Raw genomic sequence first — 13829 nt, 5'->3', positions numbered from 1 at the left:
GGCCAGCCGCCTGTCCGGCCCACAGGCCCATCGACCCACCACCGGGTGCCCGGTCTGCATCCGGTGCATCCGGTGCGGCGGTTGGAGCCGGCCGCGGGGGTCAGGCAGGGAGGGAGGCGAGGTCGGCGCGGGCGGTGGCGGCGTGGAGGGGGTGGAAGGCGGGGTTGGTGGCGAGCGCCCGGGTGAGGTGGGTGCGGGCCGCGGCGGTGCGGCCGAGGGAGCGCTCGATCTCGGCGAGGTGGAAGTCGAACACGGCGTTGTGCCAGCCGAGTCGGATGCTGTACTCGGCCAGTTCGAGGGCCTCGGCGTCGGCTCCGGTGCGGTGCAGGGCCCAGGCGAGCGCGTCGGCGACCAGCACGTGCCGGCGGCGGTCCCATTCGGCGCGCAGCAGGCGGACGGCTTCGGCGGGGTCGCCGTGGTCGGCCTCGTACTGGCCGAGGGAGAGGTCGTCGCTGACGCCGTTGGCGGCGGCCAGGCGTTGTTCGGCGGCGAGCAGCCGGTACTGCTCGCGGGCCCGGTCGTGGTGGCCGAGTGATTCGTGGAGTTCGCCGAGTTCGAGCAGGTACTGGGGGAGAGGCACCCGGGCGATGGCGGCGGTGTAGTCGCGGACGGCGTCGTCGGTGCGACCGAGGGCCGCCTCGGTGCGGGCCTGGCCGGCCAGGGCGGGGGTGTAGGACGGGTCGGCGGCCAGCGCGCTGCGGTATCCGGTCAGGGCTTCGTCGAAGTGGCCCGTGTTCCAGTCGAGTTCGGCGATCTGGTGGTGGCAGAAGGCCCGGTCGGCGGGGGCGTGGGCGGAGGCGAGGGCTTGGCCGAGGGCGGCGCGGGCGTCGTCGGTGCGGCCGTGCTGTTCGAGGTCGTAGGCGGCGCGGGTGAAGGAGGCGGTGCCGGGTCTGCGGTCCAGGAGCTGCTGGACGGCTTCGGTGGCGCCGGTGTCGTCGCCGAGCTGGGTGCGGGCGTCGGCGAGGACCGCGTAGGCGGGCCAGTGCGCGGGGTTGGCGGCGATGGCCCGCTGGGCGTGGTCGCGGGCCTGGTCGAAGAGGTGTCGGGCGTTGGCGAGGGCTCCGAGGCCGGTGAGGGCGTCGGCGTTGGAGTGCGGGGCGAGGGCGAGGGAGCGTTGCAGGGCCTGTTCGGCCCGGGGGTAGTAGGAGGGGTCGGCGGTGAGCCGGGCCTGTTCGACGTACTCGGATCCGAGCCGGGCCCAGGTGCCGGCGTCGTCCGGCAGGATGCGCAGGCGTTGCTGGTCGGCGGCGACGGCCCGGCTCAGCGGGTCGTCCGCGCGCGGGGCGGGAGCGGCTTGGGGCTGCGCCCGGCCGCCCGGGGCGGGGCCGGCCCCGGGGCGGTCGAGGGCGCCGAGGGCGGTGAGGCCGGCGGCGAGTGCGAGGGTGGTGAGGAGGAGCGGCAGACGGCGCACGGGAGCCTCTCGGGGCGGGCGGCGGTGGACGGCGGTGCGGTCGGCCGGTGGTCGGCTGATGGTCGGGCGGGCCGACCGCACCGCCGGTGGGTCAGTTGGCCTGGTTGACGGCCTTGTCGTAGGGCAGCGCCAGGTACGGGAACGCGGTGCCGAACGGCTTGTCGGTGGTGTTCACCTTGTCGCCCGCGGCCAGGGCCTGGACGAAGTTGCCCGGGGTGGCGCCCTCGACCACCTGGAGGGCGATGTCGACGACGTCGTCACCCAGGCGGCGGCCGTTGGGGAAGCCCTGGAAGTCACCGTTGAGGACGCCGAGGCGGTCGGGGTTCGGTGTCACCGGGGTGGACATGTTCAGGCGCAGCTCCTCGGCGGGCACGAACTTGCCGGGGTCGATGTCCTGGTTCATGAGCTGGGAGTTGAGGTCGACGGCGAGCGGCCCGTTGGCGGCCTTGGCGATGCCGGTGAGGAAGATCTCCTGCAGGTCGGTGCGCGGGGTGGCCGGAGCGGGGAGCCCGTAGATCGCCTGGACCAGCTTGGGCACCTCGGGTTCGAGGACCCGGGCGACCACGGCGGGCTGGTTGTGGTCCTCGGACGGGGGAAGGGAGTTGAAGGCGTCCTTGAGGCCGGAGGGGAGGACGACCTCGTTGACGAGGGGGTTGCCGAGGCGGGAGACCTGGACGAACTTGCCGACCGGATCCGCCTTGCCCGGGCTGAGCTTCAGGGTCTGCTTCTCGGTGCTGGACCAGACACCGATCACCGGGTTGCGGGTGGGGTCGCCCTTGTAGGCCAGGCGGCTCTTGGGGATCTGCAGCGCGACCGAGTTGACGTTGTATCCGGCGAGGGTGTTCTGGCCGACCTCGGAGAGGTTGCCACCGTAGAGGAGGTCGAAGACCCGCAGGTCGAGGAAGAACGGGTCGGCGGCCTGGGTGGCCACCGTCCGCCCGCCGCCGGGGAGTTGGACGGTGGCCTGGTCGCGGAGCGTTCCGTAGTCCGGCATGGAGGCCCGGCCGGTGTGGGAGGGGGCGACCTGGCCGCGCTCGACCAGGGTGACCGGGTCGCAGTCCGGTCGGAGCTCCTGGAGGGTGTAGTACTGCCGGAACAGCAGCGTCGGGTCGGTGAGGTTGTTCACCGGCCCGTTGTTGTAGAGGAAGGTGCCGGTGCCGCGCTTGTCCTCGGTGTGGAAGGTCCAGCGGTAGGTGACGTCGGGCTTGCCGGTGCCCTGCGAGTCGATGTTGATGTCGTAGTGCGCGCCGTCGGCCCACGGGTAGAAGTTCGGGCCGCCGTTGGGCTCCTGGAAGGGCAGCCAGTTGGCGATCAGGGTGACGGTGTCCGGGGCGTCCGGGCTGGTGAAGGCGTAGAGGTCGGTGTTGTCGACCTGCGGGTCGGCGGCGATCAGCGGAGCCTCGCGGTGGCTGGAGGCGGTGCTGACGCCGGCGCCCGTCCCCAGGAGGGCGGTGCTGGCCAGCGCGAGGCCCATGGCGGTCAGCGCCGCCGCGGAGCGGGCGGCGGAGCTGGTGCGGGCACGTTGGCGCTTGACGCTCATGTGGGTCCGTTTCTCGGTCGGATGACGCGACGTCGGCTCCGTGCCGTGGCGGCGCGGAGCCGGGGCCCGGGACGAACCCGGTCGGTCCGAACTGTGGACCGAATCCCGCAGCTCGTTCGGGTGTGCGCCGGGTGCGGCTGGGTCACCCCACCCGGATGGCGCACCTGCGTCACCCGGTCGGCTGTCCGGCGGCGCACGTCGCGGCACCCCGACCAGGTGGTCAGCGCTCGCATCGGGCAACGGTTGCAGGCCCGCCGAGGCCCCCTACCGCCTCATAGCCGCAGTTGCCTCATCTGTGCAAGAAGAATGAGCGCCCGCACGGCGTGCGCCACCGGGCGCCGCCGGGTGCCGTCGCCCGCCCGGGCCGGCCGACGGGGTTCCTGGGCCGCACGGGTGATCTTCCCGGCCCGAACGCACGGTGACGGCAATCCGCAGCGCCGCGGCCGCGAATGTAGTCGCGGGCCGCACGGCCGGCACCGCCCACCGCCGCGCCGGCCCTCGCCGGGCAGCGGCACCCCTTCCCGACCGGAGGAACCGCGTGTCCGTCCCGCACCCACTCGCCCGAACCCTCGCGGCAGCAGCAGGAACACTGCTGTTCCTCGGCCTCGCCGCACCGGCCGCCCACGCCCACCCGCTGGGGAACTTCTCCCTCAACCACTACCTCGGCTTCACCGTCCACCCCGACCGCATCGAACTGCTCGCCGTCGACGACGCCGCCGAGATCCCCACCCTCCAGGAGCAGCCGAAGGTCGACGCCAACGGCGACGGCACCACCGACGACACCGAACGCCACGACTGGGCGGCCCGCCAGTGCGCCCGGCTCTCCGAGCGCCTTCGCGTGAGCGCCGGTCCCGGCCCGGCCGCGCTGCGCCCCACGACGACGGCCGCGCGCTTCGACTACCAGGACGGCACCGCCGGGCTGCGCAGCAGCCGCCTGGAGTGCCGTCTGCGGTTCGAACTCCAACTGCCGGACAGCGGCCTCGACATCCACGCCACCAGCGGCAGTGACCCACAGCGGGTCGGGTGGAACGAGATCACCGCCCGCGGACAGGACGTCACCCTCACCGGATCGGACGTTCCGGACGGCTCGATCTCCGGAGAACTGCGCGAGTACCCGCGGGAGTTGCTCGACAGCCCCAGCGGTGTGACCCACGCCCGCTTCCACGCCGCTCCCGGCACCGGCACCGGCACCGCAGCCCGGGCACTGGTGACGCAGACTCCCCCGTCGGGCCCCGCGGCCTGGCTGGCCGGCTTCGACGCACGCCTCGCCGAACTCGGCACGGCGCAGCGGCTGACCGTCCCCCTGGGGCTGCTGGCCGTCCTGCTCTCCCTCCTCCTCGGCGCCGGGCACGCCCTCCTACCCGGGCACGGCAAGACCGTGATGGCCGCCTACCTCGCCGGACGGCACGGCCGCACCCGGGACGCGGTGACGGTCGGTGCCACGGTCACGGCCACCCACACCGCCGGCGTCCTGGTCATCGGGCTGTCCCTGACCACGTTCTCCTCCCTCGCGGGGGACGTGCTCCTCGGCTGGCTCGGTGTCGTCAGCGGCGTCCTGGTCACCGCGGTCGGCCTCAGCCTGCTGCGGGAGGCGGTCCGCAACGCGGCACACGGCTCCGGCCGGCGCGGCGCCCACCGCCACTCCCATTCCCACTCCCACGAGGCGCAGCCGAGGGAACTCGCGCACGCGGCGTCCTCGACCGGCCGGCACATCCACCGTGCAGAGCCCCACCACTCCCACGACCACGACCACCCGCACGGCCACGACCACGGCCATCACCACGACCACGATCACCCGCCCCACCACTCCCACGACCACGGTGACCACCCTCACAGCCACGACCACGGCCATCACCACGGCTGGTTCGGCGGCGGCCACCATCACCACCACGGCCCCGAAGCACCGTCCCGTGGACGCCTGATCGGGCTCGGCATCGCCGGTGGGCTGATTCCCAGCCCCTCCGCCCTGGTCGTGCTGCTCGCAGCGGTCGCGCTCGGGCGCACCCTGTTCGGCGCCGCCCTGGTCCTCGCCTACGGCCTGGGCATGGCCGCGACCCTCACCGCCGTCGGCCTGCTGCTGGTCCGGGCCGGAGACCGGCTGCGGAACCTCCAGGACGGCCCGGCGGCCCGGACGCTCCGTCAACTCAGCCCCTACAGCGCCCTGCTCACCACCCTCCTGGTCCTGACCATGGGCATCGGACTCGTCCTTCGAAGCCTCCCCTCCGCGCTGTGACCACCGGCCCGATCGGATCCCCCGCCATGCGCCGCGCCCGCACCCTGCCCCTCGTCCTCCTGCTCGCGCTCTCAACCACCGCCTGCACAGCCGACACTGACGGACGGTTCGACGCCCACACCGCCACGCCGTCCCCTACCTGCATCCGCCACCAGAGCCACGACCCCGGGACCGACTACACCGCCGGGCAGCAGGCCGACCCCCGCGCCGTCCTGGAGATGATGCGCTTCTACACCGCCAACGGCACCAAGGCCTACTGCGACAACCAGCCGCCGACCACCACCGACCAGCACTGGAACGACCTGTACACCCAGCTCGGCGGAGACCCCCACAACCTGCTGAAACCACAACCATGAACCCCGCACCGGCCCAGCGAGCCACCCCGAGCACCGCCGTTGACCCCTCGGCGGCGGTAGCGGCCGAACCGGCACCCGGCTCACAACTCCGGCCCTCGTCGACTCCGGAGTCGTGAGCCGTGATGACCCCCCCTGGACGACGGCGTGCTGGTCTTCGCGCAGGGCGGCGGCGATACCAGCGAGGGGCGCCAGTCCGCTGCCGGTGAGTCGTTGGAGCCGCCCCTGCAGCGGTGTGGCGTCGCGGGTGTCGAGCATGGCGGCGAACTCCCGGACGGAAGCATCAACCGAGACCACCAACACCAAGGTGCCCAGCCGAGTACGGGTGAACGTACTCAGCTCGTGGCCCCCGATGGTGCCCTCCCTGCCGGCCGTGTCAGGATCATGAGGTTTACTGCCTGGCGTGGACAGTGCTGATGATCTCGTCAGGAAGCCCGCTGAGCAGTCGTGGGTCGAGAGGGTGGCCGCTCTGACCGGCTGGTGCAGGGACCGGCGGCCGCTTGACCGGGAGTCCGTTGAACGGGCACTCGGCCTTCAACTGCCCCAGGATTACCGGTTGTTGGCCGAGACCTTCGGCGCGGGCACCTTTGACGACAACCTCGACCTCCGCGCGCCGGCGGCGCGGTATCTGACCCTTGACTTCATCGTCGCGGACCGCGCCGAGTTCGCCGATCCCGTTCCCTTCGGCGGGCCCACGGCCAGGCTCCTGCAGTGGGCCACGACTTCGGCCGAGCACTCGTTCTGCTGGCATGTCGAAGACCCCGACCCGAAGAAGTGGCCGATCTATGCCCGCGGTGACAAGTGGGAACCCTGGGAGCGCTTCGACTCCTCCGCCGCGGAGTTCATCCATCAGGTACTGACCGACCGGAAGCACCCGTACTCCCTTGCGAAGCACTTCGAGACCCACTGGTTCACCTCCGCCGAGCAGGCAGAAGAGGCCGAGGACGCCTTCTGGGACGACTACCACCCACGTCCGTGAGGAACCCACGGATCACCGGCGGTCAAGCCGCGCCGCTGTCCCGCTCGATGACGGAGCACCGGGTCTTCAGCCGGTAGCCGGGGCCGTTGATGGAGATCACGTCGCGGTGGTGCAGGAAGCGGTCGAGGATCGCGGTCGCGAGCGCGTCGTCGCCGAAGACGCCCGGCCGCAGACACCGCACGGAGTTGAGCGTCAAGCGGGACGGGTCTGGCTCGAGGGTCTGGAGTGATGGGCTGCCGGCTGAGACGCCACAACCCAGGTGACACACCCACACCGGCGCCGCGAGGATGAGCGTCGTGCCTGTAACCGATGACTTCGAGACCGTGATGTTCCGCCTGTGGGAGGAACGCGCGAAGCAGCGCTATCCCAGAGCGAGAGCGGTCGAGCCGGGCCGTTTCGACGTCTCGGACCTCTTCGCGCTCGACGTACGGATCTCCGGCTGCCTACACACCTGGCTGTTTCACCGCGATTCGTTCGGCGCGAAGCATCTGGGCACCATCAGGGTGCTTCTGCCCGATCTTGAACGGGCTCTTCCCGATCTCGCCGAGGAGGACAACCCACGCCTGTGGCAGCTGATGGTTCAGATGTGCCGGCTCGTCTTGGACAAGTTCCCACCCTCCACCACCAGTCGTGGCCGATCCTGAACGGGCGCAGGACTGCTCGTACCAAATCGAGCTGACCTACTTTTCCTACAGCGTGATCGGCCTCGACCTGGACGACTATGCCCTCCTGGAGGCTGCAGCACTCTGAACGAAGCAGTCGGCCAGGCAGCGACTGCAGTGTCGGCCGGGGCGGGGAAAGCGGTGCTCTCGTCGAAAAGCTCGTGGCGCTGGAGGCAGTGGTGGAGTTGGCCGAGGAGGCGGTGGAGATGTGCGGCGACGGCCGGATCACCGAAGCCGGCACCCTGGCGGCCGTCCTGCTGACCGCCCGGTGCACCTCGTCGGCAGCGCCCGCCACCGTTATCGGCGGAGCGAACCACCGAGTGGCGGACGGAAGTTGATGCACGAGACGAGCAGGCGGGCTCCCGGCAGCCTCGCCCACGGCGAGCCCGCCGACCGGAGCGCCACCCTTCCCTCCGCCGTGCGCGGTGGGCGCCCCGCCGCCGGACCGGCGGCGATCGGCCGTGGCAGTGCCATGACCATGCACGGGGGCGCGGCGTGAGGCGCCCGGCACCCACCGGCCTGCCGTCGGGCCGGAGCTGGTGGGACGGGCTCGCGGTGGAGCGGGCGCGGCGGGCCTTCGTGGAGGACCTGCGCCGGCAGCCCGGTGTCCGTGATCCCAGGGTCGTCACCGCCCTCGGGGCGGTGGAGCGCCACCGGCTGATCGACGCGGCGTTCACCCCCGTCGGTGAGCTTCGGCCGGCCACCTCCTGGCGGGCGCTACGGGGCGAGCACGACCCGGCCGCGCTGCTGGAGACGGTGTACTCGATGGACCAGGTCGTCGTCCAACTCGAAGGCCGGCCCGCGACGGTGGCCCACCGCGGCATCGTCCACCACGGCCGGCCGACCGGGCAGAGCTCAGGGGCGGGCCTGCTGGCCGTGACGTTGCAGGACCTGCGATTGGAGGAGGGGCACCGCTTCGTCGAGGTCGGCGCCTGCACCGGCATCCTGTCCGCGGCTGCCGCGCTGATCACCCGTCGGCAGGCCACCGGCGTCGAGATCGACGCCGACCTGGCCGGGGAAGCGGCCGTGCGCACGGCCCGGGCCGGGATCGACGTGCGGATGGTCGTCCGGGACGGGCTGCGCGGACTTCCTGACGGGCCGTGGGACCGGATCGCCGGCTCGTTCGCCGTCCCGGCCATCCCCCGGGCGTGGTGGCGCGGCCTCGCGGTGGGCGGGGTACTGACCTGCACCGTCTCCACCGGCGCGCCCGGCTGGCACGCCACCGCCGTCGTCGAGCACGGCCCCGACGGCACCCTGGGCGGGCGGTTGCGCGCCGACACCTGGGGGCACGTCCTGGCGCGCGGCGTGCCGTGGCTGCCCGTCCCCGAGCGACCCAGGGCGGCGGCCAGGGTGAGGAGTTCGGTGCCGGCACCGCCCGACTTCCGTGACCGTGGGTTCTGGGTCTCCCTCGCACACCTGCTGCCGCGCGTACGCCGCCACTGGCCCGCCGGTGAGGACCCGGTGGTGGTGTTGGTCGGTGACGACGGTTCCCGCACCCACATCGCCCCTGACGGTTCCGTCGCCGAGGTGTGGGGGCCGCGCGACCTGTGGGCCGAGGCCGAGGAGGTCCACACCCGCTGGTCGGCCGCCGGCCGCCCGACCGAGTTCGACCTGCACCTGAGGGACGAGTGCCAACTGGTGGACGGCGGCCCGGGCCTGACCTGGCAGCTCCCCGGCCTGGACGAAGGGCGGAGTGTCCGCTGCCGCCCCGCCCGGCCGCACACCACCTCCCCGATCCGCCCTCACCCGCTACCGGCACCAGCGCCGACGCATCGGCCACCTGAAGAACGGAAGAGCACCTGATGCACGAGACGAGCAGACTGTCGGTCAGCGTCATCGTCCACGACCCGGCCACCGACCGGATCGCCACCCTCCACTACGCCAAGCGCAGTTGGAGCCCCGGGCCGGCGTGGACCGTCCCCGGAGGGAAGGTCGACCCGGGTGAGCAGATCCACACCGCCGCCGCGCGGGAGCTGCGGGAGGAGACCGGTCTCGTCGTCGCGCCCGCCGACCTGCGCCTGGTCCACACGCTCCAGGTGAAGGAGGGCTGGGACGGCAACGGCGGGTTCCTGACGTTCGTGTTCGCGGCCTCCACATTCACCGGCGAGCTGGTCAACACCGAACCCACCAAGCACCTGGAGGCCCGCTGGGCACCGGCGACCGCGCTGCCCGGCCCGATGTTCCCGACCACGAAGACCGCACTGGAGGCGTACCTGGCCGGCGGCCCGGCGTTCGCCACCTACGGGTTCGACGACACTCCGGACCACCACCGACTGGTGGAGGCGTGACCGGCACCGCCCCCTCACCCGGCCACGCCGCGGTGCCGCCCGGGCCGAACCCGTGAGGAGGCGACCCGACGGTGGACGCGGGCTATCCGGGCCGGTGGGAGGCCGACCACCGCGACGGCACCCGCGAGGTGCTGCGCGAGGCCGAGCCCGCCGCTGTCCCCTCCGGCGGGTTCCTCGGCGTCGAGCTGCGCGACATCACCTTCGCCGGCGAGCAGGAGGCCGCCGCCCTGGCGCTGACCGTCCTCGGCGTGCGGCCGCGCCTGCGCGAGTACCACTGACCCCTCGCCCTCCGGCTGCCGTCAGCAGCGCGTCATGAACGGCACCGTCCGTGTCAAGCACGCGTCAGGGAACCGGTACCGGCCCCGGTTGGTGGGCGTAGCGTCGGGACAGCGCCCGGCACCGACGTGGTGGCGGGCGCCCGTTCCGCTCCGAGGAGGAGACCCCATGCCGCAGCACGAGTACGCCGAGGACCCCGAGCCCTGTGAACACGTCCCGGCCGGACCGCTGTACGTGCCCGTCCGGCCGGGACCGACGGGATGCACCGCGAGGTTCTTCCGTACCCCGCTCGGCGGCCGCACGGCCGTCGGCTTCAGCACCGAGCACCTGCTGACGGCCGCCCTCGGCGCCGGCCAGCCCTGGATCCGCCTCGCCGAGCCCGCACTGCGCGCGCTCGCCGCCCCGACGGGCATCACCGCGCTCACCGTCGACCCCCAGTTCTCCGCGCCCGCCGCCGTGCCGAGCGGCGGGAGCGCGGACGCCTGGCGGCACTGGGATCCCCAGCGGATCGGTGCCCTGCGGACCGCCGAGGCCGTTCCGGCCGGCAAGCTCACGACCGGCTGAAGGGGACACCGTGGCGCTCATCCAGTCGACCCTCTCTCCGGCCCCCGCCGTCCTGCCGCTCGACGGCTGCCTGTCCGTCTGGCCGTCCTCCGCCCGCACCGCACCCGGCGGTGACATCGCCGTCGGCGGCGTCCCCCTGGCCTCGGTCGCCGAGCAGTACGGCACCCCGGTCTACGTCCTGGACGAGGGCGAGGTCCGGGACCGTTGCCGCAGCTACCGCAGCGCCTTCCCGGACGCTGACGTCGTCTACGCCGCCAAGGCGTTCCTCTGCCGGGCCGTCGCCCAGTGGGTCCGGGACGAGGGCCTGGGCCTGGACGTCTGCTCCGCCGGGGAGTTGGGCCTGGCCGTGGCGGCCGGCTTCCCGCCCGAGCGGATCGTCATGCACGGCAACGCCAAGAGCCCCGAGGACCTGCGGGCCGCCGTCGCGCACGGCGTCGGCCGCATCGTCATCGACAGCACCGCCGAGATCGCCCGGCTCGCCGCCCTGGTGCCGCCCGACCGGCGCCAGCGGGTGCTGGTCCGGGTCGTCCCCGGCGTCGCGGCGGGCGGCCACGCGGCGGTGCGCACCGGCACCGAGGACCAGAAGTTCGGACTCTCCGTCACCGACGGCTCCGCCCAGCACGCCGTCGCCCGGGTCCTGACCCAGCCGCGGCTCGAACTCGTCGGCCTGCACTGCCACATCGGCTCCCAGATCGACAGCGCCAAGCCCTACCAGGCCGCCCTGCGCCGGATGATCGGCCTGATGGCGAAGATCCGCGACCAGCACGGCATCGAACTGCCCCAACTCGACCTCGGCGGCGGCCACGCCATCGCCTACCGCCCCGGCGAGAGTGCCCTCGACCTGTCGGTCCTCGCCCAGCGCATCCGGGCCGAACTCGCCGACGGCTGCGCCCGGGTGGGGCTGGTCGTCCCCCGGCTGACCCTGGAGCCCGGGCGGGCCGTGACCGGCCCGGCCGGGGTGGTCGTCTACCGGGTCCTGAGCGTCAAGCAGACCGGCGGTCACACCTTCGTCGCCGTCGACGGCGGGATGAGCGACAACCCGAGGCCCGCCCTCTACGGGGTGAGCTACGCACCACGCCTGATCGGCCGTCACTCCACGGCCGCTCCCCGCCAGGTCACGGTGGTCGGCCGGCACTGCGAAGCCGGGGACGTGCTGGCCGCCGACGTGTCCCTGCCCTCCGACATCCGCTCCGGCGACCTCCTCGCGGTCCCGGCGGCCGGCGCGTACCACCTCTCGATGGCCTCCGCCTACAACATGGTCGGCCGCCCGCCCGTGGTGGCGCTGGCCGAGGGACGCACGCGCGTACTGGTACGGCGCGAGTCGCTGGACGACATGACCAGCCGCGACGTCGGCCTGTAGCACCGCTCCACCGTTCCGTGCTCCGCCGGGAAGCCCGTGCTTCCCGGCGGAGTGCTGTTCACCGGATCCCGGAGATGAGGTTCCCGTTGACCGTCGACAACGTCGTCGGCCTGATCGTGGTAGGCGTACTGATCACCTACCTGGTGCTGGCCATCAAGTACCCGGACCGGTTCTGAGCCCGCCGTGGGTACGACGGCGGACCACCGGGGCGGCCGGACGGAGGACGACGGACGAGCACCGGCGCGGTGGTGGACTGCGTGCCGTACGAACACGGCCGTCGCCTGCCCGGCCCGGTGGAGCTGGACACAGTCCGGGAAAGGATCGAGGACGGGCCGGACCGGTTCGTCCGGAGGGTCCCGCTCCTTGCGGTCCTTGACGCGGGCCCGGACGCCGCAGCCGCGCGGCTGCGCGGAACGCTCGACGGCGCGGTGGCCGCCGGGCTCTCCCGGGACTGCAACCCTCGGTGATGGCCCACTGTGTCCGGCACGCCACCTGTCCGGTGCTGGTCGTCCCCGGGCTGCGGCCGTAGGGCGGGTGCCTTCGTTCACTTCTGGGGGTTCTGGTCCAACCTCTGTGGTGTGCCTACTCCCTGTGGCTTTTGGTCCTGCTGAGGGGTCTCGCGAGATCGTCCGGAAACTGCCGGTGCCGACCGCTTCTGCGCTGATGGTTCTGGGCTGTGCGCGAGGTACTGCTCTGCTTGGAAGAGCGGCTCTTCTCCGGTTGATCCTCTCCACCTTGGCTGACACGATCGTCCAACAGCGAGCCCGGACGATGTGGTCGGCCGGCGCGCCCAGAAGGTGAAGTGCTGTGCGCTCCACGCACGCGATGTCTGCAGCGAGCCAAGCCGAACAAGAGCCGTCAGCCGAGCAGGGGAAGCCTGATGATCGACATCGTCTCGAAGCTGTCTGCGCTGCCCAAGGCGCGGCCGTTCCCAGGGATTCCGGGCACCTGGGAATGGTCCCCCTCCCCGGTCTTCAGGCTGATGGCGATGGTCGGCTCGGATGGTCGACACGTCTTCAGGCTGAACACCAAGGACTCGTACGACGCGGATCTGTGCCGGGCGGTCCTGGAGTTCGTACGAGAGCGGGAGTCCGAGGCGATCGAGCGTGCAGAGCCTCTGATCGCTCTGCCCGGGTTCTCCTGGCCCGGCCGGGACTTCGACGTCGTCGGACGGCTCAGGCCAGAAGCGCACCACCTTCATGCGGACGACCCAGAGCTCCATGATTCCGTCCTCGTCGTCTTCCCGGCGTATTCCACGGAGATCTCCGGGGCGGAGACGGTCGAACAGGCCGCAGAGCGGTACCGGCGGATGCTCAGAACCCCGGATCTGAACCGGGGCCCGAGTCCGTACGTGCTGATCCGCTTCGACAATCCCAAGTCCGGAGCGGGGACGACCGGTGATCTGCCGGTCTTCACCTCCCCCGACTATCTGGTGCACGAGTTGCGTGAGCTGGAGGGGGTTCCGGAGGGCCATCTGGAACTGTGGACCTATCGGAACGAGCAGTGGTGCGTTCGCTGGGAGGACGGGTGGATCGTCACCACTCGCGATGGCGAGATCCGAATGTCGGCGGATGAGGTCACCTCCTGGGCAATGGCCACCATTTCTTGATCCGCTGCTTCAGCCTGTCGGGAGATGGGGCCGGCCACTGCGGCACACACGTCGTCGCGCCGGGCAAGGGGTGAGCCCTGGCGTGCTCGCCTGCTGGCATCACGTCACCCCATATCGAGATACCAGCGCACTGATGCACGCCCAAGGCGGTCACCACATCTGTCACCGACGCCCCTTTCATCCCGTGTCGGCGGACACCGACCGCTTGACGGTCAATCACATGCGATGTCTGCGCTTCCCGCCGTCACCGCCGCCCTGACACTGCCGTGGGGCTCCGGTGTCGTCGAAGGCCGCGTCAACCGAATCAAAATGATCAAGTGTCAGATGTACGGACGTGCCGGCTTCGACCTGCTGCGGAAGCGAGTCCTGCCGGCATCCTGACGACCTTCTGGGTGGCTGATGTCGCTCTCAGGAGTCTCCTACAGGGTGCTCGGAAGACGTCTGGGGCTTCCCCCTGATGTGAGGACACGTCTTATGCGGCTTGCGTGAGTGTAGTTGAAGTGGTCGCGAGGGTGGCTTCGTAGGTGAGTGGGCTGACGTGGCCGAGGTGGGAG

At 72.0% G+C, this 13829-nt stretch carries 15 protein-coding genes; 12 read left to right on the top strand and 3 right to left on the bottom strand.

Going from position 1 to position 13829, the window contains the following annotated elements; genetic code table 11:
• Positions 1-100 precede the first annotated feature (100 nt).
• Together ACIA8O_RS36100 and ACIA8O_RS36095 are read right to left on the bottom strand one after the other, a co-directional pair.
• Positions 101-1411 carry a tetratricopeptide repeat protein gene (locus ACIA8O_RS36100; RefSeq protein ID WP_396298284.1) on the bottom strand — a complete coding sequence of 437 codons (1311 nt, stop codon included), beginning with the start codon at positions 1409-1411 and terminating at the stop codon, positions 101-103.
• 91 nt (positions 1412-1502) lie between these two features.
• Positions 1503-2951, bottom strand: a complete 1449-nt coding sequence (locus ACIA8O_RS36095) for a DUF4331 domain-containing protein (protein WP_396298283.1) — start codon at positions 2949-2951, stop codon at positions 1503-1505.
• A 538-nt stretch (positions 2952-3489) separates the two neighbouring features.
• Here ACIA8O_RS36095 and ACIA8O_RS36090 point away from each other — a divergent pair.
• The 3 genes from ACIA8O_RS36090 (at position 3490) to ACIA8O_RS36080 (ending at position 6516) form a co-directional block, all read left to right on the top strand.
• A complete protein-coding gene (locus ACIA8O_RS36090) occupies positions 3490-5184 on the top strand; it encodes a high frequency lysogenization protein HflD (protein ID WP_396298282.1) in 1695 nt (564 codons plus the stop codon).
• Positions 5181-5540 carry a hypothetical protein gene (locus ACIA8O_RS36085; RefSeq protein ID WP_396298281.1) on the top strand — a complete coding sequence of 120 codons (360 nt, stop codon included), beginning with the start codon at positions 5181-5183 and terminating at the stop codon, positions 5538-5540. Before ACIA8O_RS36090 ends, ACIA8O_RS36085 begins: the two co-directional genes overlap by 4 nt.
• Positions 5541-5940: 400 nt before the next feature.
• Positions 5941-6516, top strand: coding sequence for an SMI1/KNR4 family protein (locus tag ACIA8O_RS36080; RefSeq protein ID WP_396298280.1), 576 nt, complete (start codon positions 5941-5943; stop codon positions 6514-6516).
• 22 nt (positions 6517-6538) lie between these two features.
• Here the strand turns inward: ACIA8O_RS36080 and ACIA8O_RS36075 are convergent, their stop codons facing one another.
• Entirely contained in the window at positions 6539-6712 is a 174-nt protein-coding gene (locus ACIA8O_RS36075) for an ATP-binding protein (RefSeq protein ID WP_396298279.1), read from the bottom strand.
• Positions 6713-6812: 100 nt separating this feature from the next.
• On the opposite strand from ACIA8O_RS36075, the gene ACIA8O_RS36070 reads away from it, so the two are divergent.
• The 9 genes from ACIA8O_RS36070 to ACIA8O_RS36030 all read left to right on the top strand — a co-directional run bounded on the left by ACIA8O_RS36070 (position 6813) and on the right by ACIA8O_RS36030 (position 13275).
• Positions 6813-7160 (top strand): hypothetical protein, encoded by a 348-nt coding sequence (locus ACIA8O_RS36070; protein WP_396298278.1) that lies wholly within the window; start codon positions 6813-6815, stop codon positions 7158-7160.
• 179 nt (positions 7161-7339) lie between these two features.
• Entirely contained in the window at positions 7340-7516 is a 177-nt protein-coding gene (locus ACIA8O_RS36065) for a hypothetical protein (protein WP_396298277.1), read from the top strand.
• A 157-nt stretch (positions 7517-7673) separates the two neighbouring features.
• Positions 7674-8981: a protein-L-isoaspartate O-methyltransferase gene (locus ACIA8O_RS36060; protein ID WP_396298276.1), complete on the top strand. Its 1308-nt coding sequence runs from the start codon at positions 7674-7676 to the stop codon at positions 8979-8981.
• Complete coding sequence (locus tag ACIA8O_RS36055; RefSeq protein ID WP_396298275.1) at positions 8981-9466, top strand: NUDIX domain-containing protein; 486 nt, start codon at positions 8981-8983, stop codon at positions 9464-9466. Before ACIA8O_RS36060 ends, ACIA8O_RS36055 begins: the two co-directional genes overlap by 1 nt.
• Positions 9467-9537: 71 nt before the next feature.
• A complete protein-coding gene (locus ACIA8O_RS36050; RefSeq protein ID WP_396298274.1) occupies positions 9538-9744 on the top strand; it encodes a hypothetical protein in 207 nt (68 codons plus the stop codon).
• Positions 9745-9910: 166 nt separating this feature from the next.
• Positions 9911-10306, top strand: coding sequence for an SAV_915 family protein (locus tag ACIA8O_RS36045; RefSeq protein WP_396298273.1), 396 nt, complete (start codon positions 9911-9913; stop codon positions 10304-10306).
• A 10-nt stretch (positions 10307-10316) separates the two neighbouring features.
• Positions 10317-11666, top strand: coding sequence for a diaminopimelate decarboxylase (lysA, locus tag ACIA8O_RS36040; RefSeq protein ID WP_396298272.1), 1350 nt, complete (start codon positions 10317-10319; stop codon positions 11664-11666).
• A gap of 74 nt (positions 11667-11740) precedes the next feature.
• Positions 11741-11842, top strand: coding sequence for a K(+)-transporting ATPase subunit F (locus tag ACIA8O_RS36035; RefSeq protein ID WP_396298271.1), 102 nt, complete (start codon positions 11741-11743; stop codon positions 11840-11842).
• Positions 11843-12546: 704 nt separating this feature from the next.
• Entirely contained in the window at positions 12547-13275 is a 729-nt protein-coding gene (locus tag ACIA8O_RS36030; RefSeq protein ID WP_396298270.1) for a hypothetical protein, read from the top strand.
• The last annotated feature ends 554 nt before the right edge of the window (positions 13276-13829 follow it).

The sequence above is a fragment of the Kitasatospora sp. NPDC051853 genome (assembly GCF_044452665.1).
GTDB lineage: Bacteria > Actinomycetota > Actinomycetes > Streptomycetales > Streptomycetaceae > Kitasatospora.
This window is presented reverse-complemented; position numbering and strand designations above follow the sequence as displayed.